The sequence below is a fragment of the Nocardia altamirensis NBRC 108246 genome, assembly GCF_001612685.1.
Lineage (GTDB): Bacteria > Actinomycetota > Actinomycetes > Mycobacteriales > Mycobacteriaceae > Nocardia > Nocardia altamirensis.
Genome location: NZ_BDAY01000053.1, coordinates 1 through 23,243, shown reverse-complemented (window position 1 = coordinate 23,243; position 23,243 = coordinate 1). Strand labels below are relative to the sequence as shown.

The 23,243-nt window shown below is 68.5% G+C and carries 20 protein-coding genes; 7 read left to right on the top strand and 13 right to left on the bottom strand.

The window, feature by feature from the left end:
• Positions 1-6: 6 nt before the first annotated feature.
• Genes NA11_RS26755 through NA11_RS26745 form a run of 3 tightly spaced genes read right to left on the bottom strand, consistent with a single transcriptional unit; the run spans position 7 to position 4,471 of the window.
• Positions 7-1,605, bottom strand: a complete 1,599-nt coding sequence (locus tag NA11_RS26755) for an acyl-CoA carboxylase subunit beta (RefSeq protein WP_069164769.1) — start codon at positions 1,603-1,605, stop codon at positions 7-9.
• Positions 1,602-2,750 carry an acyl-CoA dehydrogenase family protein gene (locus tag NA11_RS26750; RefSeq protein ID WP_069164828.1) on the bottom strand — a complete coding sequence of 383 codons (1,149 nt, stop codon included), beginning with the start codon at positions 2,748-2,750 and terminating at the stop codon, positions 1,602-1,604. Before NA11_RS26750 ends, NA11_RS26755 begins: the two co-directional genes overlap by 4 nt.
• Positions 2,751-2,755: 5 nt before the next feature.
• Positions 2,756-4,471, bottom strand: a complete 1,716-nt coding sequence (locus tag NA11_RS26745; RefSeq protein ID WP_069164768.1) for an acyclic terpene utilization AtuA family protein — start codon at positions 4,469-4,471, stop codon at positions 2,756-2,758.
• Between the two features lie 154 nt (positions 4,472-4,625).
• Between NA11_RS26745 and NA11_RS45845 the strand changes: the two genes are divergently transcribed.
• Positions 4,626-4,787, top strand: coding sequence for a CG2302 family histidine operon protein (locus NA11_RS45845; RefSeq protein WP_167837738.1), 162 nt, complete (start codon positions 4,626-4,628; stop codon positions 4,785-4,787).
• Between the two features lie 58 nt (positions 4,788-4,845).
• Here NA11_RS45845 and NA11_RS26740 read toward each other — a convergent pair whose 3' ends face one another.
• From NA11_RS26740 to thiO, 6 genes are all read right to left on the bottom strand, one after another.
• Positions 4,846-5,769 (bottom strand): adenylate/guanylate cyclase domain-containing protein, encoded by a 924-nt coding sequence (locus tag NA11_RS26740; protein WP_174567735.1) that lies wholly within the window; start codon positions 5,767-5,769, stop codon positions 4,846-4,848.
• A 384-nt stretch (positions 5,770-6,153) separates the two neighbouring features.
• Positions 6,154-6,915 carry an ABC-2 transporter permease family protein gene (locus NA11_RS26735; RefSeq protein ID WP_069164767.1) on the bottom strand — a complete coding sequence of 254 codons (762 nt, stop codon included), beginning with the start codon at positions 6,913-6,915 and terminating at the stop codon, positions 6,154-6,156.
• Complete coding sequence (locus NA11_RS26730) at positions 6,915-7,859, bottom strand: ABC transporter ATP-binding protein (protein WP_069164826.1); 945 nt, start codon at positions 7,857-7,859, stop codon at positions 6,915-6,917. The genes NA11_RS26735 and NA11_RS26730 overlap by 1 nt, the downstream gene beginning before the upstream one ends.
• 157 nt (positions 7,860-8,016) lie before the next feature.
• Complete coding sequence (locus tag NA11_RS26725) at positions 8,017-8,781, bottom strand: thiazole synthase (RefSeq protein ID WP_069164766.1); 765 nt, start codon at positions 8,779-8,781, stop codon at positions 8,017-8,019.
• Complete coding sequence (gene thiS / locus NA11_RS26720; protein ID WP_069164765.1) at positions 8,774-8,992, bottom strand: sulfur carrier protein ThiS; 219 nt, start codon at positions 8,990-8,992, stop codon at positions 8,774-8,776. Before thiS ends, NA11_RS26725 begins: the two co-directional genes overlap by 8 nt.
• Complete coding sequence (thiO, locus tag NA11_RS26715; RefSeq protein WP_069164764.1) at positions 8,989-10,083, bottom strand: glycine oxidase ThiO; 1,095 nt, start codon at positions 10,081-10,083, stop codon at positions 8,989-8,991. The genes thiS and thiO overlap by 4 nt, the downstream gene beginning before the upstream one ends.
• A 64-nt stretch (positions 10,084-10,147) precedes the next feature.
• On the opposite strand from thiO, the gene thiE reads away from it, so the two are divergent.
• Positions 10,148-10,849, top strand: a complete 702-nt coding sequence (gene thiE, locus NA11_RS26710; RefSeq protein WP_069164763.1) for a thiamine phosphate synthase — start codon at positions 10,148-10,150, stop codon at positions 10,847-10,849.
• 14 nt (positions 10,850-10,863) lie between these two features.
• On the opposite strand, the gene NA11_RS26705 is transcribed toward thiE, so the two are convergent.
• Positions 10,864-11,538 (bottom strand): NUDIX hydrolase, encoded by a 675-nt coding sequence (locus NA11_RS26705; protein WP_069164762.1) that lies wholly within the window; start codon positions 11,536-11,538, stop codon positions 10,864-10,866.
• Positions 11,539-11,718: 180 nt separating this feature from the next.
• Between NA11_RS26705 and NA11_RS26700 the strand changes: the two genes are divergently transcribed.
• Genes NA11_RS26700 through NA11_RS26690 form a run of 3 tightly spaced genes read left to right on the top strand, consistent with a single transcriptional unit; the run spans position 11,719 to position 16,439 of the window.
• On the top strand, positions 11,719-13,107 hold the full coding sequence (locus NA11_RS26700; protein WP_069164825.1) for a GlnX family signal transduction membrane protein: 1,389 nt from the start codon (positions 11,719-11,721) through the stop codon (positions 13,105-13,107).
• A complete protein-coding gene (locus NA11_RS26695) occupies positions 13,104-14,084 on the top strand; it encodes a glutamate ABC transporter substrate-binding protein (RefSeq protein WP_069164761.1) in 981 nt (326 codons plus the stop codon). Before NA11_RS26700 ends, NA11_RS26695 begins: the two co-directional genes overlap by 4 nt.
• A 6-nt stretch (positions 14,085-14,090) precedes the next feature.
• Positions 14,091-16,439, top strand: a complete 2,349-nt coding sequence (locus NA11_RS26690) for a serine/threonine-protein kinase PknG (RefSeq protein ID WP_069164760.1) — start codon at positions 14,091-14,093, stop codon at positions 16,437-16,439.
• A gap of 376 nt (positions 16,440-16,815) precedes the next feature.
• Here NA11_RS26690 and NA11_RS26685 read toward each other — a convergent pair whose 3' ends face one another.
• Positions 16,816-18,027 carry an acetate kinase gene (locus NA11_RS26685; RefSeq protein WP_069164824.1) on the bottom strand — a complete coding sequence of 404 codons (1,212 nt, stop codon included), beginning with the start codon at positions 18,025-18,027 and terminating at the stop codon, positions 16,816-16,818.
• Positions 18,028-18,142: 115 nt separating this feature from the next.
• Positions 18,143-20,215, bottom strand: a complete 2,073-nt coding sequence (gene pta / locus NA11_RS26680; RefSeq protein ID WP_069164759.1) for a phosphate acetyltransferase — start codon at positions 20,213-20,215, stop codon at positions 18,143-18,145.
• A gap of 167 nt (positions 20,216-20,382) precedes the next feature.
• Between pta and NA11_RS26675 the strand changes: the two genes are divergently transcribed.
• Positions 20,383-20,889 carry a nitroreductase family deazaflavin-dependent oxidoreductase gene (locus NA11_RS26675; RefSeq protein WP_069164758.1) on the top strand — a complete coding sequence of 169 codons (507 nt, stop codon included), beginning with the start codon at positions 20,383-20,385 and terminating at the stop codon, positions 20,887-20,889.
• 84 nt (positions 20,890-20,973) lie between these two features.
• Here NA11_RS26675 and fgd read toward each other — a convergent pair whose 3' ends face one another.
• Positions 20,974-21,984: a glucose-6-phosphate dehydrogenase (coenzyme-F420) gene (gene fgd / locus NA11_RS26670; RefSeq protein ID WP_069164757.1), complete on the bottom strand. Its 1,011-nt coding sequence runs from the start codon at positions 21,982-21,984 to the stop codon at positions 20,974-20,976.
• A gap of 375 nt (positions 21,985-22,359) precedes the next feature.
• Here fgd and NA11_RS26665 point away from each other — a divergent pair, with 375 nt between their 5' ends.
• Positions 22,360-23,118, top strand: a complete 759-nt coding sequence (locus NA11_RS26665; protein ID WP_069164823.1) for an HAD-IIA family hydrolase — start codon at positions 22,360-22,362, stop codon at positions 23,116-23,118.
• Positions 23,119-23,243: the final 125 nt, after the last annotated feature.

The following is a 23,243-nucleotide window of genomic DNA, read 5'->3' as shown; positions in this document are numbered from 1 at the left end:
CCGCCCTCACATTCGGAAGACGCCGAAGCCATCGGCGCCTTTGATCGGGGCATTGTGAATGGCCGACAAGGACATTCCCAACACCGTGCGGGTATCGCGGGGATCGATGACACCGTCGTCGTACAGCCGCCCCGACATGAACATGGCCAGCGACTCCGCCTCGATCTGCGCCTCGATCATGGCGCGCATCCCGGCGTCGGCCTCCTCGTTGAACGGCTGCCCCTTGGCCTCGGCCGCGGCCCTGCCGACGATCGAGATGACGCCGGCCAGTTGCGCGCCGCCCATGACGGCGGATTTCGCACTCGGCCAGGCGAAGACGAAGCGCGGATCGTAGGCGCGCCCGCACATGCCGTAGTGCCCTGCGCCGTAGGAGGCGCCCATCAGCACCGAGATGTGCGGCACCTTCGAATTGGAGACTGCGTTGATCATCATCGCGCCGTGCTTGATGATGCCCTTCTGCTCGTACTCCTTGCCGACCATGTAGCCGGTGGTGTTGTGCAGGAACAACAGTGGCGTATTCGACTTGTTGGCCAGCTGGATGAACTGGGTCGCCTTCTGCGACTCCTCGGAGAAAAGCACGCCGCGGGCGTTGGCAAGGATGCCGATCGGATACCCGTGCAGTTCAGCCCATCCGGTGACCAGGCTGCTGCCGTAGAGCGGCTTGAACTCGTCGAAATCGGAGCCGTCGACGATGCGCGCGATCACCTCGCGCGGATCGAACGGGATCTTGAGATCGGAGGGGACGATGCCGAGCAGGTCCTCCGGGTCGTACCGCGGCTCGATGACCTCGGCGCGGGGCGCGGGCCCCTGCTTGCGCCAGTTGAGCCGCTTGACGATGGCGCGGCCGAGGCGGATCGCGTCCTGCTCGTCGACCGCGTAGTAGTCCGCCAGACCCGAGACCCGGGCGTGCATGTCGGCGCCGCCGAGCGATTCGTCGTCGGACTCCTCACCGGTGGCCATCTTGACCAGCGGTGGGCCGCCGAGGAATACCTTGGAGCGTTCCTTGATCATCACCACGTGGTCGGACATGCCCGGGATGTACGCGCCGCCCGCGGTCGAGTTGCCGAAGACGAGCGCGATGGTCGGAATGCCCGCGGCCGAGGCCTGAGTGAGATCGCGGAACATCCGGCCGCCGGGGACGAAGACTTCCTTCTGCGTCGGCAGATCCGCGCCGCCGGATTCGACGAGTGAGATCACCGGCAGCCGGTTCTCTCGGACGATGTCGTTGATGCGCAACGTCTTTCGCAGCGTCCACGGGTTCGAGGTGCCGCCGCGCACGGTCGGATCGGGCGCGACGATCATGCACTCGACACCCTCGACGATCCCGATGCCTGCGATAGTGCTTGCGCCGACGTGGAATTCGCTGCCCCAGCCCGCCAGCGGGCAGAGCTCGAGGAACGGCGAGTCCTCGTCGATGAGCAACTCGACGCGCTCGCGCGCGGTCAGCTTGCCGCGCTTGCGGTGCCGAGCCAGCTTCTCCGGCCCGCCACCCTCGATGGCCTTGGCGAATTCGCCCTCCACCTCGGTCAGCTTGGCTGTCATGGCTTCCGCCGCGGCGGCGTACTCCGGCGCCGCGGTATCGAGGGTGCTCCGTAGTGTCGTCAAGACTGGTACCCCAATCGCTTTGCGGCTAGGCCGGTCAGGATCTCGGTGGTGCCGCCACCGATGCCGAGGATGCGCATGTCGCGGTACTGGCGTTCCACCTCGGACTCACGCATGTAGCCGAGCCCACCGAACAGCTGGACCGCCTGATTGGCGACCCACTCGCCCGCTTCGACCGCGGTGTTCTTGGCGAAGCAGACCTCGGCGATCAGGTCGGTCTCGCCGTTCGCGCTGCGCTGGGCCACATCCCGGGTGTAGACGCGGGCCACGTCGATGCGCCGCGCCATCTCGGTGACCGTGTTCTGCACGGCCTGCCTGCTGATCAGCGGGCGGCCGAAGGTTTCCCGGCTGCGCACCCAGTCCAGGGTGAGGTCGAGGCAGCGCTGCGCGCTCGAATACGCCTGCACGGCAAGGCCGACGCGCTCGCTGACGAAGGCGCCCGCGATCTGGAAGAAGCCGGAATTCTCCGGGCCGACCAGGTTCGCCGCGGGCACCCGCACATCCACGTACGACAGTTCCGCGGTGTCGGAGGCCAGCCAGCCCATCTTGTCGAGCTTGCGGCTGACCGTGAAGCCCGGCGTGCCCTTCTCCACCACGAGCAGCGAAATCCCGCTGGAGCCAGGCCCGCCCGTGCGCACCGCGGTGACCACGTAGTCGGCGCGGCAGGCGGAGGTGATGAAGGTCTTGGCGCCGTTGACGAGGTAGTGGTCGCCGTCGCGGCGCGCGGTGGTGGTGAGGTGGCCGACGTCGGAACCGCCGCCGGGTTCGGTGATGGCCAGCGAGCCGATCTTCTCCCCGGCCAGGGTCGGGCGCACCCAGCGTTCGATGTGGTCGGCGTTGCCGGAGGCGATCATGTGCGGCACCGCGATACCGCAGGTGAACAGCGACGCGAACAGGCCGCCGGAGCACCCGGCCTGGTGCATCTCTTCGCAGACGATCATCGCGTCGATGCCGTCACCGCCGGAACCACCTGCGGATTCCGGGAATTGGATGCCGAGCAGGCCGAGCGCGCCCGCCTTCTTGTGCAGTTCACGCGGGATCTCGCCGTCGCGCTCCCACGCATCCAGGTAGGGCAGCACGTCACGCTCTGCGAAACCCCGTACCGTGGCACGCAATTCGCGCCGCTCGGGGGTGTTCCACGGACTCACGTGGTTCATGGCAACAACTCCAATGGAATGTCGAGATGACGAGACCGCAGCCATTCGCCGAGCCCCTTGGCCTGCGGATCGAAGCGCGCCTGATAGGCGACGCCTTGTCCGAGTAGGCCTTCGATGATGAAGTTCACGGCACGCAGATTGGGCAGCACATGCCTGGTCACCGTCAGCGGAGCGGCCTCGGGCAACAACTCCTTGACCCGTGCGACGGTCAACGTGTGCACCAGCCACCGCCACTGCGCGTCGGTGCGGACCCACACCCCGACGTTGGCATTGCCGCCCTTGTCGCCGCTGCGGGCGAGGGCGACCGCGCCGAGCGGTGCACGCCGAGTTTCCCCGGCGGACAACGGTTCAGGCAGCGCAGGCTCGGCGACCTCGACCAGTGTCAGCGTGTCCGTGGACGGCGCGACATCGACGCGCGAACCGTCCGGCAGCACCGCGACGTGCGGCACCTCGGTCGCCTCGACATAGCCGGGGGTGTAGACGCCGTAGGGTCCACCGTTGCCGGGCAACGTGGTGAAGCTGCAGCCCGGGTAACTGGCCAGTGCCAGTTCGACCGCGACGTTGGAGAAGGCGCGTCCGACCTTGTTCGGATCCGGATCCCGGACCACGCAGCGCAAGAGGGCGCTGGCCTGTTCCTCGGTGTCGGCATCCTGGCGGTCGAGCCGCGCGAGCGTCCAGTCGAGCTCCGCGGGCTTGGTCGGCAGCCAGGACTCCAGCTGCCGTTGCGCCAGTGCGGCTTTCGCTTCGATATCGAGCCCGGTGAGGATGAATTCCATCTCGTTGCGGAAGCCGCCGAGCGTATTCAGCGAAACCTTCAGCTGCGCGGGCGGCGCCTCACCGACGACGCCGCTGATCAGCACTCGATCGGGACCATCCGACGCGAGCCGGATCGAGTCGAGGCGCGCGGTGACGTCCGGTCCGGCATAGCGCGCGCCCTGGATCTCGTACATGAGCTGGGCTTCGACGGTGTCCACCGTGACCGCGCCGCCGGTGCCGTCGTGCTTGGTGATGACGCTGCTTCCGTCCCTGCGGATTTCGGCGATCGGAAAGCCAGGCCTGCCCAGATCGGCGAGCTCGGTGAAGAACGCGAAGTTGCCGCCGGTGGCCTGCGTGCTGCACTCGATGACGTGCCCGGCCACCACCGCGCCCGCGAGGGCGTCGTAATCGGTACGGCCCCAACCGAAGTGAGCCGCCGCAGGGCCGACGATCACCGAGGCGTCGGTGACCCGGCCGGTGACAACGATGTCGGCGCCCGCGTTGAGGCATTCGACGATGCCCCACGCGCCGAGGTAGGCGTTGGCGGTGAGGGGCGCACCGAGGCCGAGTTCGCCTGCGCGAGCGACCAAATCGTCGCCCTCGACGTGCCCGATCTTTGCGTCGAGGCCGAGATCGGCGGCCACCTTGCGCAGCTTCTCCGCGAGCCCGGCGGGATTGAGCCCGCCCGCGTTCGTGACGATCTGGACGTTGCGCTCCAGCGCGAGACCGAGGCAGTCCTCGATTTGTTTGACGAAGGTCTTGGCGTAACCGAGGCTCGGATCCTTCATCCGGTCGCGGCCGAGGATCAGCATGGTGAGCTCGGCGAGATAGTCGCCGGTGAGCACGTCGAGGTGCCCGCCTTCGAGCATCTCGCGCATCGCCCCGAATCGGTCGCCGTAGAACCCGGAACAGTTGCCGACGCGCAGCACTTCCGGGTCGGCGGACAGCGTACTCATCAGTGGGTAAGCCTCCTGTGCGATGGCCTGGCGAACTCAGCATCACACCGTATTCCGAAAAAAGCAAGCACGCGTGCTTGTTAATGGCGTGTGGTTCAGATCACTGCGCTATAGCCGAAAAATAGGCGCAAAGCGGGCAGAGCACAATGGCACGGTGCCCACCGATGTCACCGTGATCCTGCTGTTCGCCCTCGCCGGATTCCTGCTCGGCGGCGCCTACACAACCTGGAAAACCGCCCGCCCGCTGTCCATCGGACTCGCAGTCTGCGCAGCACTGGCCATAGCCGGCGGTGCTGCCTGGTGGATCGGAAGCTGACCCGCTACCCCACCTCGTACAGCGCGAATCTTACGAGCACCCGCGCGGCCAAAAAATTTCAGCCTTCGGAGAGCCGGAAGATCCGCAGGTCCTCTGGGACTCCGCTCAGTGGTGCGGCAAAGAAGCTGCGGCGGTACGGCTTCACCGCGTAGCCGAGCTCCGTGAGGGTCTCGGGTCGCAACGCCTCCAGCGTCGCCTCGGACAGCATGGTGTTGCCGTTGCCGCCCGCTTCCATCACGCGCGCCGCGATGGTGACGTCGACGCCGAGCCAGTCGCCGCCGATCTCCCTCGGCGAACCGGTGTGCAGCCCGATCCGCATCTGCGGGCGGTAGTCGCGCACCTTGACGTCGACCAGGTTGCGCTTGGCATTGATCGCGGCACGGACCGCGCGTTCGGCCGAGGGGAACACGGCCATCACGCCGTCGCCCATCCGCTTGACCACCTGACCGCCGCGTTCGGCGATCGGCGGCTCGATGGCCTTCGCGACCCTGCGCAGCAGTTCCAGCGTCGCCTCGTCGCCCGCGGAGAGGGACCAGCTGGAGAACGCCACCAGATCGGTGAACATCACAGTTACCTCTGCGTTACCTTTGCCGCGGCCGACGCGCTCCAGCATGGCCTGCCAGACCTGCAGCGCGCCGAAGCCGATCTCCCTGGCCGCGCTCGGAGTGTCACCGACCAGTTTGTCGGCGGCGCGGGCCACCGCACGGGCGCCGCCGGGGCCCGAAACCGACAGTGGATCACCGAAAGACGGGTCACCGGGGAGCTGCTCACGCGCCTTGCGGAGCACGCCGATCAGATCCGATCGGTTGTTCGCGACATTCATCAGCGAGGAGAGCTGACCCTTGCGCAGTCCAGCCCCCGATCGCCGGAGGGGTCCGTCGCCATCGACGGGCACCAGCGGGATGGTGACCTCGGGGGGGATGCCGTCGTTGTCTTCCGGCTCCGACCCTGGCGCAGCACCGCCGGAAGGTGTTTCGCTCACGCCCAGAGGGTATCTCAGCCGACCTGCGGCTGGCGGATCACTGATCATGGCCACCTGCTACCTCCCGACGGACGAAGCGGGCACATCATTGGGGCCGCGGATAGATAACGAGCTGGTTGCTGGCCCCGACTCTACTCGCGGATTTCACGCCGACACAGCGGCATATTTCACAGTTTCCGCAGTATTCACATGAGCCATCAGCCCGCAATAATGCCGCCCTCCCACAACACCACCGGCCCGGTGTGAAAGGGGAATTCACACCGGGCCGGTGGTCACACCGTCCGCCGGGCAGTGGCGGGGCGGTGCAGGGGGCGCGCGATCCTCCCGACAAGGTCGGCGCCCACAACCCGAGTGGCGAGGGAAGGCAACTCGGGTGGTCTGGTTTTACGCGTCGCGCTGGTTGATCATGATCAGCGCGGCGCCGTAGACGATCGCGACGAAGGCGACGAAGTACAGCAGGCTGCCCCACGGACCCCAGTGCCAGTTGGCGCCCGACTCCGAGACGCTGAGAAAGTGGCTGGCGTTCTGGAAGGGCAGGAACGGCCCGACGTTGCGGCCGAAGCTACCGAAGGCGCCGAGCAGCGGCTCGATCAGCAGCGACCACAGCACGATCAGCGAGATCGCCGCCGCGGACTGCCGGACCAGGACGCCGACACCGATGGCGACCGCGATCATCAGGAACGCGTAGATCGGAATGCCGTAGACGGCACGCCATTGCCCGTCCAGGTCGAGGTTCGCGCCCGGCGCCGATCCACCGATGGCCTTGGCGACGCCGACGGCGACGAAGGCGAGCACCGTGGTGAGCACGGCACTGAACCCGCCGACCAGCAAGGTCTTGGTGGTCAGCACCTTGATCCGATTCGGCACGGCCTGGAACGTCGTCCGGATGACCCCGAAGCGGTATTCGCTGGTCACCGTCAACGCGGCCATGATCATCAGGACCATCACGCCGAAGCCGACAACGCCGGAGGTCGCAGTGCTCACATCCAGGGTCGGCGTGCCCTGCGTCGGCTCATCGCCGGAGGACTTCACCACGAGGGAGAACAGCGCGGCCAGGCCGATGCCGAGCACAACCACGATGGCCGAGCACCACCACGGCGACTTGGTCGAGGTGAGCTTGATTCGTTCTGCTGCCAGCACGCCCATCAGAGCGCACCTCCCATCACCTGATCGAAGCCTTCGCCGTGGTACTGCACGGCGCCACCGGTCATCCGCATGAACGCCTCCTCGAGCGAGGCACGCTGCGGCGCGAGCTCGAACAGGGTGATGTCGTTGGCGCCTGCCAGCTTGCCGACCGCGTCACTGGTCACGCCAGCCACGACGAGCGCGGGGCCGTCCTGGCCTGATCCGTCTTCCTTGACCGTCATGCCGTTGGAGGTGAGCACGCTGCGCAGCTGGTCGAGCTGGGGGCTGCGCACCCGCACCGACTGCTCGGAGGCGCGCTCGATGAATTCCTGGGTGGTCGAATCGGAGATCAGCTGGCCGCGCCCGATCACCACGAGGTGCTCGGCGGTCTGCGCCATCTCCGAGAGCAGGTGGCTGGAGACCAGCACCGTGCGGCCCTCGGCGGCCAGTCGCTGCATGAACCGGCGGATCCACAGGATGCCCTCCGGGTCGAGGCCGTTGACCGGCTCGTCGAACAGCAGCACCTGCGGGTCGCCGAGCAGCGCGCCGGCCAGGCCGAGCCGCTGGGACATGCCGAGGGAGAAACCGCCAGCGGCCTTGCCTGCCACCTCGGACAGGCCGACCAGCCGCAGCACGTCCTCCACCCGCGACTTGGGGATGTCGTTGGAGGCGGCCATCCACTCGAGGTGGGCGCGCGCCGAACGATTCGGGTGCACCCACTTCGCGTCGAGCAGCGCGCCGACGGTACGCAAGGGATGGTCCAGTTCTCGGTACGGCTTGCCTTGAATGAGTGCGGTTCCCGCGGTGGGCTTGTCCAGCCCGAGGATCATCCGCATCGTCGTCGACTTACCGGCGCCGTTCGGGCCAAGGAACCCTGTCACCTGTCCTGGACGAACGGTGAAGGAGAGATCCTGAACCGCAACGGTCTGCCCGTAGTGCTTGGTCAGCCCTCTCAGCTCGATCATGGTGACCAGCATTCCGGAAAACTCCGCGCTGCGCGTCACTACAAAGTTTCGTGTCTCCTCATCCCTGAGGATGACCGCACCCCCTGCCTACCCCGACCGAGACCCTGACCAAAGGCGGACCGCCCCCTGAGCGGCCGCCTTTCGACAATCGCCCAGGTCAGCGGGCGGGCGAGGACGCCTGTGCCCAGAAGCGCTTGGGAATTCGCCCCGCCTCGCGCGCCAGATAGCCCGCGCGCACGGCGGCCGCCATGGCCGCGGCCATCACTTCGGGTCGACGGGCTCTGGTCACCGCGGTGGCGAGCAGGACCGCCGAGCAGCCGAGCTCCATGGCGAGGGCGGCGTCACTGGCGGTGCCGATGCCCGCGTCCAGAATGACGGGGACCTTCGCCTCCGCGACGATCATCTCGATGTTGTGCGGGTTGCCGATGCCGAGGCCGGTGCCGATCGGCGCCCCGAGCGGCATCACCGCGACGCAGCCCGCGTCCTCGAGCCGACGCGCCAGGATCGGGTCGTCCGTGGTGTAGGGCAGCACGACGAAACCGTCGTCGACCAACTGCTCTGCGGCGGTGAGCAATTCGATCGGATCGGGCAGCAGGGTCCGGTCGTCGGCGACCACCTCCAGCTTGACCCAGTCGGTGCCGAGCGCCTCGCGGGCCAGCTGCGCGGTGAGCACCGCCTCCGCGGCGGTGCGACACCCCGCGGTGTTGGGCAGCGGCGCGATGTCGAGGCGCTTCAACAGATCGAGCACGCCGGTGCCGCCCGCGGCGTCGACCCGGCGCATGGCGACCGTCGTGAGCTCGGTGCCGGAGGCGACCAGCGCCTCCTCGAGCACGGCAAGGTTGTCCGCGCCACCGGTGCCCATGATGAGCCGAGAACCGAACTCCCGGTCCGCGATCCGCAGCGGCGCGTAATCCTCAGCCACCCTGGACCGCCGTCAGCACCTCGATCTGCCACCCGCGCCCGACCGGCTCGTCCCAGCGGGACTTCGGGAACACCGCGCCGTCCACCGCGAGCGCGATGCCCTGCGACGGCAGCTCCAGCCTGCTGAGCAGCTCACGCACCGTGAGGGTTTCGGCGAACTCGTGATCGGTGCCGTTCACGGTGACGCCGATGGGGATGGATGTCGAAGTCATCGAATACCTCCTGCGGATGACAAGGGCGACGACGGGTGCGCCGTCGAGAAACGTTGCGGGTCGGCGGGTTCCGCCTCGGGCAACGGTGTTCCGGCGAGCTGGGCGAGCACCGCGTCCACGGTGAGCGGCATGGTCAGCATGCCGTTGCGGCCGTGGCCGGTGGCGGCCAGCACCCGGTCGGTCAGCGGGCCGAGCAGGGGCAGGTTGTCCGGGGTGCCCGGTCGCGAGCCCGCGTTGGCCTCGGCCAGCTCGTATTCGCCGATGCCGGGAAAGATCGCCTCGGCGTCGGCGATCAGGTCACGGACACCGGCGACGGTCACCGCGGTGTCGAAACCTGCCTCGTATTGTGTTGCGCCGACCACGATTCCGTCGGCGCGGGGCACCAGGTACACCGCGCGTCCGTGCACCCTGGCCCGGACCACCCGGCTCGGGGCAGGGGCAACGCCTGGGCGGGCGCGCAAGCGCAAGATCTCGCCCTTGACCGGGCGGACCGGCAGCCCAGGCCACAGCCGGGCGACGGCCGCACCGGCGGCGAGGACGATCCGATCGTGCGGGAGCGCGTCCAGCGCGTCCACCGATTCGGCATGGAACCGCACGCCCGCCGTCTCCGCCGCCTGGCGCAGCGCGGCGAGCAAGCGGCGATTGTCGATCGCGGGTTCGGGCGCGTGCAGCCCGGCCCGCACCGTACGCGCGAGCATCGGCTCCAGCGCGCGCACGCCTGCCCGGTCGACGACCTGGAGTTCGTGACCACGGCCACCGACCCAGTCGGCGACGGTGCGCAGATCGGCGGCGTCGGCCGCGTCCAGCGCGACGGTCAATGTCGAGTCGGCGACGAAGACCGAGACACCCGAGGCCTTTTCGAGCCTGGCGGCGAAATCGGGCCAGCGCGCCAGCGATGCGGCGCCGAACGCGAGCACCAGGTCCTCCCCCGGCCAGCCCTCGGACAACGGCGCGAGCATGCCACCCGCGACCCAGGAGGCGCCGGTGCCGACGGCCGGATCGAACAGGCTGACCGACCAACCCGCCTCGGCGGCCCGCCAGGCCACACCGAGGCCGATGACGCCGCCACCGACGACGGCCAGTGTCCGCATTCGCTCCACCTGCCTCTCACGCCGCCGTTCGCATCACCACGTTAGCGCGGCTACGGTCGAGGGCGTGCAACCCTCCCACCCCCATCGACCCGCATCGCCACGGGAGCGCTTGGCCACCGCTCGGCTCTATCTCTGCACCGACGCCCGACGGGAGAAGGGCGATCTCGCCAGGTTCGCGGAAGCCGCGCTCGCGGGTGGAGTCGACATCATCCAGCTCAGAGACAAGGGTTCGCCCGGCGAGGCGAAGTTCGGCCCGCTGGAAGCGCGCGCCGAGTTGGGCGCGCTAGCCGAGCTCAAGGCGGCGGCCCGCAGGCACGGCGCGCTGGTCGCGGTGAACGATCGCGCCGATATCGCGCTCGCCGCAGGCGCCGACATCCTGCACCTCGGGCAGGGTGACCTGCCGCCCTGGTACGCGCGCCGCATCCTCGGACCGGACGTGGTGATCGGGCGCTCCACCCACAACCGGGCACAGGCCGGGCTCGCCGCGATCGACGAACACATCGATTACTTCTGCACCGGACCGGTGTACGCGACCCCGACCAAGCCGGGCAGGCAGGCCGCAGGCATCGAGTTGGTCCGATCCACCGCGGACGCCCATCCGACCAGGCCGTGGTTCGCGATCGGCGGCATCGACCTGGAAAACCTGCCGGATGCGCTGGCGGCGGGCGCGGATCGCATCGTCGTGGTGCGCGCGATCACCGAGGCGAACGACCCGCAGACCGCGGCACGCGAACTGAAATCGGTGCTGCTCGCGAATTCCTCGTGAGCGAGCGAACCTCGTCAGGACAGCACTTGGCCTCGGGTGAGCGAGAGCACCGAATCGACGGAAGCGCCGTTGTGCGACGCGGCGTCGGGATCGACGATCCGGACGCAGTCGCCTGGCCCGTCGGGATCGGTGTGCAGCCAGAAGAATCCTTGGTCGGCGAGGTCGACCGTGCGCGGCAGTGCGGCGGCGACGGCGCGGTCGGACTCGAGCTCGTCGGGGCAGACGCGGGCGGGGGCGGCGCGCAACGCGGGCCATGCCGCGGCGAACCCCGGGTGCAGCAGCCTGGCATCGACCTCGGCCTCCGGAATCCAGGCGAGCTCGGAGCTCTCCCGGTTTCGGCTGGTCGGCAGGGTCGTCACGGCGTCGGCGACCACCGTGGTGTAGGTCCACCCGCTCGGGACGGACGCGGTCACCCGCTCGCTGCGCACCCGAACATCGGCGGGGTTGATGCCCGCTTCCTCCCACGCCTCACGCACCGCGGCATGCACCGGCGTCTCGTGGCTGTCGCGGGCGCCGCCGGGCAGCGCCCAGGTGCCGCCCTGATGACTCCACGGCGCGCGATGCTGCATCAGCACCGCGGATCCGCCGTCCGCGAGCGGGGCACGCAGCAGCAGTCCGGCGGCGCCGAACCGGCCCCACCGCCGCAATCCATCGGGGTCGCGCGACCAGCCGTCACCGTCACCACGCATTCGCACCCATCCTCATCCAGCAACTCGGGTGCCACGTCACACTGCCAATCAGGGGTGTTTCACACGCCGCGGCACCACTACGACCACAATAAACTCCGCGACAACTAGCACAGCGCGATCGGCTATCCGGTCGATCCCGTCGAGAAATCCGCGAATGCGGCCCAGACTGGGGAGGTGGACATGGCTCGGACCGAGCAGACGACGGCAATGCTTCAGCCGTCAGAGACCGCCGAGCCAGGCGCAAGGGACAGCCCCGCTGTCCTGCGCAGCATGGTCCTACGCGAACAGCTCGACCCGACCAGGTTGCGGCTGTTCGCCAAGTCCTCGCCGGGGCGGTTGATCGCGATCGGGCTGTTGCTCATCGGGCTGTGCGTGGCCGCCGGGTGGGTGACCGCCGCGACGGTGGGCGAGCGGCAGCAAGCACTGGACGTCCTGCTCGACGACACCGAACCGGACGCGTATTCGGCGCACCGCCTCTATACGTCGTTGTCCATCGCCGACGCGGCGGCGAGCACCGCGTTCATCGCGGGTGGGCTGGAGCCGCAGTCGGTCCGCGATCGGTACAGCCAGGCGATCGGCGAGGCCGCCGCGGAATTGGTCGGCCAGTCCGGACGCGCCGCCGGACCCATCGCCGTTGGCGTCGACAGCGCGGATACCCAGTTGCGCACCGGAATTGCCACCAGCCTGCCGGTGTACACGGGGGTGGTGGAGACCGCGCGGACGAACAATCGCAGCGGATATCCGGTCGGCGCCGCCTATCTCAGCGAAGCGTCGAACCAGATGCAGACGACGGTGCTGCCGATGGCCGAAGAGCTGCAGAACCGTCGCTCGGCGGCGGTGACCGAAGCACAGCGCAACCACGTCCGGCCGCCGTGGACCGCCATCGTGCTGTTGCTCGTCACCGCGGCGGCACTGGTGTGGGGCCAGATCGATTTGGCGAAGCGCTGGCGGCGCGTGCTCAATCCCGGGCTGCTCCTCGCCTCGGGCGCGGTGCTGATGTTGTTGGCGTGGACGGTGATCGCGGGATCGGTGTCGGCCGCGTCGATGATCCACGGCCGCGACGACGGCGCGGTGCCCGCCTCCCGGCTGACCGAGAGCCGGATCCTGGCGCAGCAGGCGCGTTCGGCGGAGACGTTGAAACTGGTGAGCCGGGACGCGACCGGCGACTACGACCGGACCTACGACGCGAACATCGCCCGCCTCGCCGAATTGCTCGGCGGTTACCCGAAGTCCGCGCCCGCCGCCGAGGACGTGCGCAATGCCATTCCTGCGCTTGGCCGTTGGCGGGTCGCGCATCAGCGGATGAACGACACACTGGCACGCGGCGACTACAACGGCGCGGCGACGGTGGCGACCGGCCCTGGCGCCGCGGATGCCGCCGCGCAAGTGGACGCATTGGACAAAGCATTGGAGCAAGGCATCAACAAGACACGGGACACGTTGCGCGACAACATCTCCCGGGCGGCACGAGCACTCGACTTCATGGCCCCCGGCGCGCTGGTGCTCGGCATCACCGCCGCGGGCTGCGTCGGCATCGGGCTCTGGCCTCGGCTGCGGGAGTACCGGTGAGACCGGGGCGCGCCCTGCTGGCCATCGCGATCGCCGCCGTGGCGCTGGTCGGCGGCTGCACCAACGAGGCGCCATCCGGGCTGCCTGCCAAGACAGTCAAGTACACCGATCCCCCGCTGCCCGCCAAAGCCATTCCGGTGTTGACGGATTCGCCGATCCCGACACCGGCCGGCCAGCAGTGCGGCGACCCGACGGCCAGCCTGCGCCCGGCAGGCGGCGGCCCAGCGGCCCGGGGGCTCGCGATCGACGCGATCCGCGCCCGCGGCCGACTGGTGGTCGGCTTGGACGCGGGCAGCAACCTGTTCAGCTTCCGCGATCCGATCACCGGCACCATCGTCGGTTTCGACGCCGACATCGCCAGGGAGATCGCCCGCGACCTGCTCGGCAGCCCTGACCTGATCGAATGGCGCAGCCTCGGCTCAGCCGACCGGGAAAACGCACTACAGAACCGCACCGTCGACATCGTCGCGAAAACCATGACGATCACCTGCGAACGGCGGCAGAAGGTGACCTTCTCCACCGTGTACCTGCGGGCCAATCAACGCGTGCTTGCGATGAAGAACTCCGGCATCGACAGCATCGCCGACCTGGCAGGCAAGCGGGTGTGCATCGTGCGCGGCACCACGTCGCTCGACCACATCCGGCACGATCAACCCGCCGCGACCGTCCTCACCGTGCCGACCTGGGCCGACTGCCTGGTCGTCTTGCAGCAGCGCCAGGTCGACGCGGTCAGCACCGACGACTCCATCCTGGCCGGGCTCGCCGCGCAGGACCCCTACACCCAGGTCGTCGGCGACAGCATCAGCGTCGAGCCGTACGGCATCGGCATCTCCCAGGGCAACGACGACCTCGTGCGCTTCGTGAACGGCACCCTCGACCGCATCCGCAACGACGGCACCTGGAATCGCATCTACCAGCGGTGGCTGTCGGTCCTCGGCCCGTCGCCGGGGCCGCCCGCACCGAATTATCTGGACTGACGGCAGATGAACACAGCTGACGACGATCCGACCCCCGACCAGGACGACACCCCGACGCCGCCGAATGCGCGAGGCAGGCATCCGGCCACGGCGCACACGGAGCTCGCCAGGGGCTGGCGTGGGCCGAGCGCGACGCCGCCGTCGGCCTCGGCGGAAACCGTTGTCGGCGCGTGGCGTACCGACTCCGAACCGGATTCGGCGGCGACGATGCGGACCTCGGGCCGCAGCGTGCGCACGGCGCGGTCCCGGCCGACCGTGCGCAAGCTCGGCGGTGGGCTGGTGCCCATCCCGACGGTCACGCCGTCCGATCCGCGCGCCGCCGTGCTGTCCGATCCTGTTGTCTCCGAAGGCAAACGGTTCTGCTGGCGGTGCGGCAATCCGGTCGGCCGGGCCAGCGCCACCCGGCCTGCGGTGACCGCGGGCACCTGCGAAACCTGCGGTGCCGCTTATGATTTCCGGCCTTCGCTGCACGAGGGCGACATCGTCTCCGCGCAGTACGAGGTCCAGGGCTGTATCGCGCACGGCGGGCTCGGCTGGATCTATCTGGCGATCGACCGCAATGTCAGCGATCGCTGGGTGGTGCTGAAGGGCCTGCTGCACACCGGCGACGCCGAGGCGCAAGCCGTCGCCGTCGCCGAGCGCCAATTCCTCGCCGAGGTGGCACATCCCAGCATCGTCAAGATCCACAACTTCGTCGAGCACACCGACGACGACGGTGCGCCGATCGGCTACATCGTCATGGAGTACGTCGGCGGCCGGTCGCTGCGCGACATCCTCAACTCCTACGAGCGGCCGCACCGGATGCCGGTGGCCGAGGCGATCGCGTACCTGCTCGAGATCCTGCCCGCGCTGGACTATCTGCATTCGATCGGGTTGACCTACAACGATCTCAAGCCCGACAACATCATGGTCACCGAAGACCAGGTGAAGCTGATCGACCTCGGCGCGGTCGCCACCATCGAGTCGTACGGAAATCTCTACGGCACCAGAGGATTCCAGGCGCCGGAAATCGCGAAGACCGGGCCGACCGTCGCCTCCGACATCTACACCGTCGGACGCACCCTTGCCGTGCTCACCGTCGAGATGCCGATGGAACAGGGACGGTATCTCGACGGCATTCCCGATCCGGCGGACCATCCGGTGCTGGCGCGCTACGAATTCTTCCATCGGCTGCTGCTCTGCGCGACCGACCCGGATCCCGAACGTCGATTCCCCACCGCCCGCGCCATGTCCGCGCAGCTGTCCGGCGTGCTGCGGGAAATTCTGGCGATGGAGACCGCGACCGAACATCCGCAGCTGTCGACGGTATTCAGCCCGCCGCGGGCCAGCTTCGGCACCGAGGAACTGATCAGCCAGACCGACGCCTACGCCGACGGTCACGCCCGCAGCAAGCAGCTCAACGCGCGGGATGTGGTTGCGGCGCTGCCCGTCCCGTTGATCGACGCGGCGGACCCGTCCGCACCGCTGCTTGCCTCGACCGTCCACCCCGAACCTGCGCGGTCGCTGGAGGCGCTGCGGGCCGCCCGAGAGCGCGCCGGGGCCGACCCCGACACTGCGTCCGAGACACTGGATCTGGAGATGACGCTGGCCGAGGCGCGAATGCGGCTCGACCTCGGCGAGTCAGCGGCGGTGCTCGATCTACTGTCCCGGCTGCCCGAAAACGATTGGCGCGTCAGCTGGTTCCGCGGACTGGCCCAGCTGCTCGACCTCGAGTACGAAAAGGCGTTCGCCCTCTTCGACGATGTGCTGCAAGTGCTGCCCGGCGAAATCGGGCCCAAACTGGCGCTGGCCGCGACAGCGGAACTCGTCCTGCAGAACTGGGATTCACCGGACCCGGAACAGTGGCGAGACTATGCGGAAAAGTTCTACGCCACGGTATGGCGCACCGACCGTGCGGTGGTGAGCGCCGCGTTCGGCCTCGCCAGGCAGCTCGCCGCGGCCGACCGGGTGGTCGACGCCGTGCACGCCCTCGACGAAGTACCCGCCGCCTCACGGCATTTCACCACCGCGCGGATGACGGCGGTGCTCCTATTGCTCACCGCGTCACCGGTGGCCGACCTCGACGAGTCGACACTGCACGTCACCGCATCCCGAGTCCAGAGCCTCCCGACCGGCGAAGGCAGAGCCGTCCAGATGCGCGTTCTCGTGCTCGGCGCCGCACTGGCCTGGCTGCAAGCCGGCAACACCCCGAAACGCCCCGACGCCAGCCTGTTCGGCGCGCCGTTCACCGAACGCGAGCTCCGCGCGGGCACCGAGGCAGGCCTGCGCGCCCTGGCCCGCAGCGCCCCAGGACGCAACCACCGCTACGCCCTGGTCGACCTGGCAAACACCATCCGCGCCAAAACCTGGGTCTGACACCCTCACGAAAACCTCATGATCACTCCGGCATCCTCTCTACCGGATCGAGTTCGCACCGAACCCACCCGGCCCACCGCATGCCACCTGCCCAGCCTGCCCTCGGCTGACCCAGGTCACCGCCACCGGACTGCCCTCCGGCAAGGCATGCGGCGGCTGGAAACGGTCAGTGCGCAGCCGTTCCGGCGGCAGGTCCCGCCCGGTCGGTCTTTCCCCGCCGACCGGGCGCTCCCCCGCCTCTCCGAGTTTTTGGCCAGACCTAGGTGTGCGGCGAGGAACGTTTGGCGGCCGGCTGGGTATTGGTGGAGTTGGCCCATGCCCGGCGAGCTACCCATGTACTCGCGAAATAAGTTGTTGGCGTGTGGGTTTGCCGGGGTCATGCTGATTCGGCGACTACCTGGCTGGCGGCTCTGGCTATTGCGAGTTCCTCGTTTGTCGGGACGACGAGGACTGTGACTTCTGCGCCTGGTGGTGAGATGCGGCGGGCGGAGCGGTCTTTCGCGGTGTTGGCGGTCGGGTCGACCTCGATGCCGAAGCGGGACAGGCCGGCCAGGGCGTCGGCGCGGACCTGGGGGCTGTTTTCGCCGACGCCCGCGGTGAAGGTGATCGCGTCTACGCCGCCCAGGTCGATCAGGTAGGCGCCGAGGTAGCGGCGGAGGCGGTGGATGTAGACGTTGTAGGCGAGTTCGGCTGCGGTGTCGCCGTTGTCGATGAGGCGCTGCAACTCGCGGAAGTCGTTGACGCCGGACAGGCCCTTGATGCCGGAGTCGCGGTTCAGCAGGGTGTCGACCTGGTCGATGTCCAGGTGGGCGGAGCGCACCAGATGCGCGACGATGCCGGGATCGATGTCACCGGACCTGGTGCCCATCACCAGACCCTCCAGCGGGGTCAGGCCCATCGTGGTGTCGACCGCGTTGCCGCCGCGGATCGCGGAGGCCGAGGCGCCGTTACCAAGGTGGAAGACAATCTGATTCAGTTCCGCCGGGTCGCGGCCGAGCAGCTCGGCGACCTGGCCGGAGACGTATTCGTGCGAGGTGCCGTGGAAGCCGTACTTCCGAATGCCGTGCGCGGCGGCTACTTTCGCGTCGATGGCGTAGGTCTTGGCGGCGTCGGGCAGGCCGTGGAAGAACGCGGTGTCGAACACGGCGACCTGCGGCACGTCCGGCAGCAAGGCCCGTGCGCTCTCGATGCCCGCCACGTTCGCCGGATTGTGCAGCGGGGCAAGCGAAGACAGGTCCGAGATGGCGGCGACCACGTCGTCGTCGATGAGCGTCGGCCGGTAGAAGACCTCGCCGCCGTGCACCACCCGGTGCCCGACCGCGTGCACGCCCGCTTCGGCAAGGTCGTGCCCGGTGTCGGCGAACATCTGGAAGACCAGCCGCAGCCCGGCCGTGTGATCAACGATCGGGCCGCGATGCTCGGTGGTTTTCCCGTCGGCGTGATGCTCGATCCCGCCGTCGGCCTCACCGATCCGCTCGACGATGCCGGACGCGGTCACCACGCCCGATTCCGGGTCGAGGAGTTGGTATTTGATGGAGGAGGAGCCGGAATTGATCACCAGCACCTGGTCGTCGGCCGCCGCAGTCATCATGCCTCCTGTGTCCCGCGGATCGCCGTCGTCCGGCGACCCCGCACTCTCTCAGCAACCATGGCCGCACGGCCACTGTTCCGGCCGGAATACCGCTGTGTCGCGAAAGACACCGTCATTCGCCCTGCGCCTGGATCGCCGTGATCGCCACCGTATTGACGATGTCGGCGACCAGCGCACCGCGGGACAGATCGTTGACCGGCTTACGCAGCCCCTGCAGCACCGGGCCTATGGCAATCGCACCCGCGCTGCGCTGCACCGCCTTGTAGGTGTTGTTGCCGGTATTGAGGTCGGGAAACACGAACACCGTTGCCCGGCCTGCCACCTCGGAATCGGGCAGCTTGGTGGTGGCCACGGTCGGCTCGATCGCCGCGTCGTACTGGATCGGGCCCTCCACCGGCAGTTCCGGCGCGCGCTCGCGCACCAGCTTCGTCGCCACCCGCACCTTGTCCACATCGGCGCCGCTGCCGGATTCGCCGGTCGAATAGGACAGCATCGCGATCCGCGGTTCGATGCCGAACCGGGACGCCGTGGCCGCCGAGGAGATCGCGATATCGGCCAGCTGCTCCGAGGTCGGATCCGGGACCACCGCGCAGTCACCGTAGGCGAGCACCCGGTCGGCCAGGCACATGAGGAACACGCTCGACACGGTGGACACGCCAGGCACCGTCTTGATGATCTCGAAGGACGGCCGGATGGTGTGCGCGGTGGTGTGCGCGGCACCGGACACCATGCCGTCGGCGATGCCCTTGTAGACCATCATGGTGCCGAAATACGAGATGTCGGACATGGTTTCGCGGGCCCGCTCCACGGTCATGCCCTTGTGCTTGCGGAGTTCGGTGTACTCCTTGGCGAATTCGTCCAAGTAGCCGGAGGTGCGTGGATCGAGCACCTGTGCGGCCGAGATGTCGACGCCGAGTTCGGCGGCACGGGCCCGCACGGCCGACTCGTCACCGAGGATGACCAGGTCGGCGATCTTGCGCTGCAGCACCCGTCCCGCCGCGCGCAGGATCCGGTCGTCGTCGCCCTCGGGCAGCACGATGCACTTGCGGTCGGCCCTGGCGCGCTCGATGAGCTGATACTCGAACATCTGCGGCGTCACCACGGAGGTGAGCGGAACCTCGATGCGCCGCAACAACTCCGCGGCGTCGACATGCTCCTCCATCAGCGCGAGCGCGGTGTCGACCTTGCGTGGGCTGCCCGCCGACATCCGGCCCCTGGTGCGGTAGGCGGCGCTCGCGGCGTCGTAGGTGCCGAGTTCGGTGGTGAGGATCGGCAGCTTCGGCTTCAACCCGGTCATCAGCCTGGCCACCGCGGGATGCGGCAGCATGCCACCGTTCATGATGATGCCCGACAGCGACGGAAAGCCGTCCGCCTCATGGGCGTTCACGACACCGAGCAGCACGTCGGACCGGTCACCCGGCGCGATCACCACGACGCCGTCGACCAAGCGCTCCAAGATGTGTTCGACCGTCATGCCGCCGACCATGATCTTCAGCGCCTCGCGCTGCAGCAATTCCTGTTCGCCGCTGTACATTTCGCCGTCGATGGCGCTGCACAGTTCGGCCATCGTCGGCGCGATCAGCAGCGGCACCTCGGGCAGCGTCCAGGACGGGACGTCGAATCCGCTGAGTGCGGAACGGATCTCGTCGAGCTTGGCCGGGTCACAGCGGTTGGCGATGATCGCGGCCAACTGCGCGTGTTCGAGGGCGAGTTCGCTGGCGCACAGCTCGGCGAGATGCTTCACCTCGGTCGGGGTGCGGCCGGAGCCGCGCAGCACGAGCAGCACCGGCGCGCCGAGGTTCACCGCGATCCTGGCGTTGAAGCGCAGTTCGCTCGGGCTGGCCACATCGGTGTAGTCGCTGCCGACGATCACCACCGCGTCGCACACCTTCGCGACGTCGTGGAAGCGCATCACGATCTCGCTGATCGCGGCGTCCGGGTCGGCGTGCACCTGCTCGTAGGTGACGCCGGTGGCCTGCGCGTAGTCGATGTCGGCGGTGCTGTGCTCGAGCAACAGCTCGAGGATGTAGTCGGGTTCGGTGGTCGACCGGGTGATCGGGCGGAACACACCCACCCGTGCGGTGGTCGCGCACAACATCTGCAGCACCCCGAGTGCCACCGTCGACTTGCCGGTGTCCCCCTCTGGCGAGGCGATGTACACGGTGGATGAAGCGTGATCGGCCATGGTTCAGAGCTTAGTGAACAACCGGCAATCAGGACGCCCCCGCGAGACCGTCGTCACCCACGGTCGTCGGTTGCGGCAACAGGATCGGCCGACTCGTCATCGCTGCGCCCGGCGACCGGGGTTCGCACGGGTCTCCGGCACCACCGATCGCCGATATAGTCCCGGGCATGGCTCAGCAGTTTCCGACCCGGCAATGGGGTTCACGCACGACCGCAGTTTCCCGCGGCGCGAACAAGTTCGCCGCGACCAAGCCCGGCTCCTGGCTGATCCGCAAGCTCACCCCGCTGGATCGCGCGGTGCTGGAGCGCACCGACGCCAAGTACACCGTGCTCGGCCCGATCGGCGCGCCGCTGATCCTGTTGACCACCATCGGGCGCAAGTCCGGCCAGCCGCGCACCCAGCCGCTGCTGCACGTGCACGACGGCGACGTGCTGTACGTCATCGGCAGCAACTTCGGTCAGGAACACCACCCGGCCTGGACCGCCAACCTGCTGGCCAACCCCGCCGCGACCGTCACCATCGCCGGCCAGCGACTCCCGGTCAACGCCACCCTGGTCGACGACGCCGACAAGGACGCCGTCTTCGCCCGCTTCGTCGACATCACCGGCGCCTACGCCGCCTACCGCGACCGCACCACCCGCAACCTCCGCATCTTCGCCCTCCGCCGGGTCTAGTCAGCACAAACGCCGACGCCGCACCGCCGAAAAGGCGGTGCGGCGTCGGTGTTTCAGCCACACGTCGGTGCGGCGCACCCGAGGTCAGGCGAGGGCGCGCAGGCGGGGACCGAGGTCGCGCTGGAAGAGGTCGAGGAAGCGGCGCTGGTCGTGGCCGGGGGCGTGGAAGACCAGGTGGTTGAGGCCTGCGTCGAGGTAGGGCTTGATCTGGTCGACGGCCTGGTCGGGGTCGCTGGCGACGATCCAGCGCTTGGCGATCTGCTCGATCGGCAGCGCGTCGGCGGCGGCTTCCATCTCGATCGGGTCGGTGATGCTGTGCTTCTGCTCGGCGGTCAGGCTCAGCGGGGCCCAGAAGCGGGTGTTCTCCAGTGCCAGTTCGGGATCGGTGTCGTAGGAGATCTTGATCTCGATCATCCTGTCGATGTCGTCGACGGTGCGGCCTGCCTTCGCGGCGCCCTCCGCGACGGCGGGCATCAGCTTCTCGGTGTAGAGGTCCATGCCCTTGCCCGAGGTGCAGATGAAGCCGTCACCCGCGCGGCCCGCGTAGCGCGCGACCAGCGGTCCGCCCGCGGCGACATAGACCGGGATGCCGCCCTTGGGCACGTCGTAGATGGAGGCGCCGACGGTGCGGTAGTACTGCCCGTCGAAGTCGACCCGATCGCCGGTCCACAGCGCGCGCATCAGCTCGACCGACTCCCGCAGCCGCGCGAAACGCTCCTTGAATTCCGGCCATTCGCCGGTGTATCCGGTGGCGATCTCGTTGAGCGCCTCACCGGAGCCGACACCGAGCATGACCCGGTCCGGGTACAGACAGCCCATGGTCGCGAACGCCTGGGCGATCACCGCGGGGTTGTACCGGAAGGTGGGGGTGAGCACCGAGGTGCCGAGCTGGATCCGCTTGGTGCGCTCGCCGACCGCGGCCATCCAGGCCAGCGAGAACGGCGCATGCCCGCCCTTGTGCCGCCACGGCTGGAAGTGATCGCTCACGGTCGCGCTGTCGAGGCCGTGTTCCTCGGCGAGCACCGCGATTTCCACCAGTTCCCGCGGTCCGAACTGTTCCGCCGACGCCTTGTATCCGAGTTTGAGGTCACCCATGTGCGCCACTCCTGTCGCTTCGCTGCACACCTGTGCGGGCGGTCCCGCACACCGTTGTCCGCCGCAGACACGCCGCGGTCCCGTCTCGCTACAACCGCCGCCGGTGCGCGGACGTTCCCGCGTCGCGGCGATCGCATGAGCTCTGTCCGCGCGCGTCACACGGCCGTCTCCGACCATAGTCAGCGCGGCTCCGCGGTGCGCGAAGGGTCGCATCGCGTCGGCCCGCCGTCGAATACCTTCGCGCCGACCATCGTCAACGACGCCCTCCGGTGTGCGAAGGGTCGCATCGACTCGGTCCTACCCCACGGACTCCGTCGGATAGCGGACAATTGTCTGGTGACCGAAGCTGAACCGATCCTGTCCTATCTCACCGACATGGACGGGGTGCTGGTCCACGAGGACCACCTGGTGCCCGGCGCCGACGAGTTCCTCGCCGAGCTGCGCGCCAACGCGACCCCGTTCCTGGTGCTGACCAACAACTCGATCCGCACCCCGCGCGACCTGCAGGCCAGGCTGCGCCACACCGGCCTGGACATTCCGGAAGAGGCGATCTGGACCTCGGCGCTGGCTACCGCCACCTTCCTGAACGAGCAGCGGCCCAACGGAACCGCGTACGTGGTCGGCGAATCCGGCCTCACCACCGCGCTGCACGAGATCGGCTACGTGCTCACCGACAGCGAACCCGACTACGTGGTGCTCGGCGAGACCCGCAACTACTCCTTCGAGGCGATCACCACCGCGATCCGCCTGATCGAGCGCGGCGCGAGCTTCATCGCGACCAACCCGGACCCGACCGGCCCGTCTCGCGACGGATCACTGCCCGCCACCGGTTCGGTGGCCGCGCTGATCACCCGTGCCACCGGGCGCGACCCGTACTACGTCGGCAAACCCAACCCGCTGATGATGCGGTCGGCGCTGCGGCGGATCGGCGCGCACTCGCAGTCGACGGTGATGATCGGCGACCGGATGGACACCGACGTCATCTCCGGGCTGGAAGCCGGGATGCGCACGATCCTGGTCACCACGGGCATCTCCACCCGCTCGTCGGTCGAGGCGTATCCCTACCGCCCGACGATGGTGCTCGATTCCGTTGCCGATCTCGTCGGCCGGACCAAAGCGCCTTTCGCGGACTGATTTTCGAGCGTCTGCTGTCGGCTCGCCCGGTGCGCAAGGCCTAGTGCGAGCAATGCACAAACCCCCTGTCGAGCAATTCGACAGGGGGTTGCGGGGTTCGGGTTACTTGCCGTGCGAGCCCGGGG

Excerpts from the sequence above, each read along its gene's own strand:
- NA11_RS26745 (WP_069164768.1), bottom strand. The coding sequence starts at position 4,471 with ATGAGTACGCTGTCCGCCGACCCGGAAGTGCTGCGCGTCGGCAACTGT.
- NA11_RS26735 (WP_069164767.1), bottom strand. The coding sequence starts at position 6,915 with ATGGGCGTGCTGGCAGCAGAACGAATCAAGCTCACCTCGACCAAGTCG.
- NA11_RS26730 (WP_069164826.1), bottom strand. The coding sequence starts at position 7,859 with ATGATCGAGCTGAGAGGGCTGACCAAGCACTACGGGCAGACCGTTGCG.
- thiS (WP_069164765.1), bottom strand. The coding sequence starts at position 8,992 with ATGACTTCGACATCCATCCCCATCGGCGTCACCGTGAACGGCACCGAT.
- thiO (WP_069164764.1), bottom strand. The coding sequence starts at position 10,083 with ATGCGGACACTGGCCGTCGTCGGTGGCGGCGTCATCGGCCTCGGTGTG.
- NA11_RS26705 (WP_069164762.1), bottom strand. The coding sequence starts at position 11,538 with ATGCGTGGTGACGGTGACGGCTGGTCGCGCGACCCCGATGGATTGCGG.
- NA11_RS26700 (WP_069164825.1), top strand. The coding sequence starts at position 11,719 with ATGGCTCGGACCGAGCAGACGACGGCAATGCTTCAGCCGTCAGAGACC.
- NA11_RS26690 (WP_069164760.1), top strand. The coding sequence starts at position 14,091 with ATGAACACAGCTGACGACGATCCGACCCCCGACCAGGACGACACCCCG.
- NA11_RS26685 (WP_069164824.1), bottom strand. The coding sequence starts at position 18,027 with ATGACTGCGGCGGCCGACGACCAGGTGCTGGTGATCAATTCCGGCTCC.
- pta (WP_069164759.1), bottom strand. The coding sequence starts at position 20,215 with ATGGCCGATCACGCTTCATCCACCGTGTACATCGCCTCGCCAGAGGGG.
- NA11_RS26675 (WP_069164758.1), top strand. The coding sequence starts at position 20,383 with ATGGCTCAGCAGTTTCCGACCCGGCAATGGGGTTCACGCACGACCGCA.
- fgd (WP_069164757.1), bottom strand. The coding sequence starts at position 21,984 with ATGGGTGACCTCAAACTCGGATACAAGGCGTCGGCGGAACAGTTCGGA.
- NA11_RS26665 (WP_069164823.1), top strand. The coding sequence starts at position 22,360 with ATGGACGGGGTGCTGGTCCACGAGGACCACCTGGTGCCCGGCGCCGAC.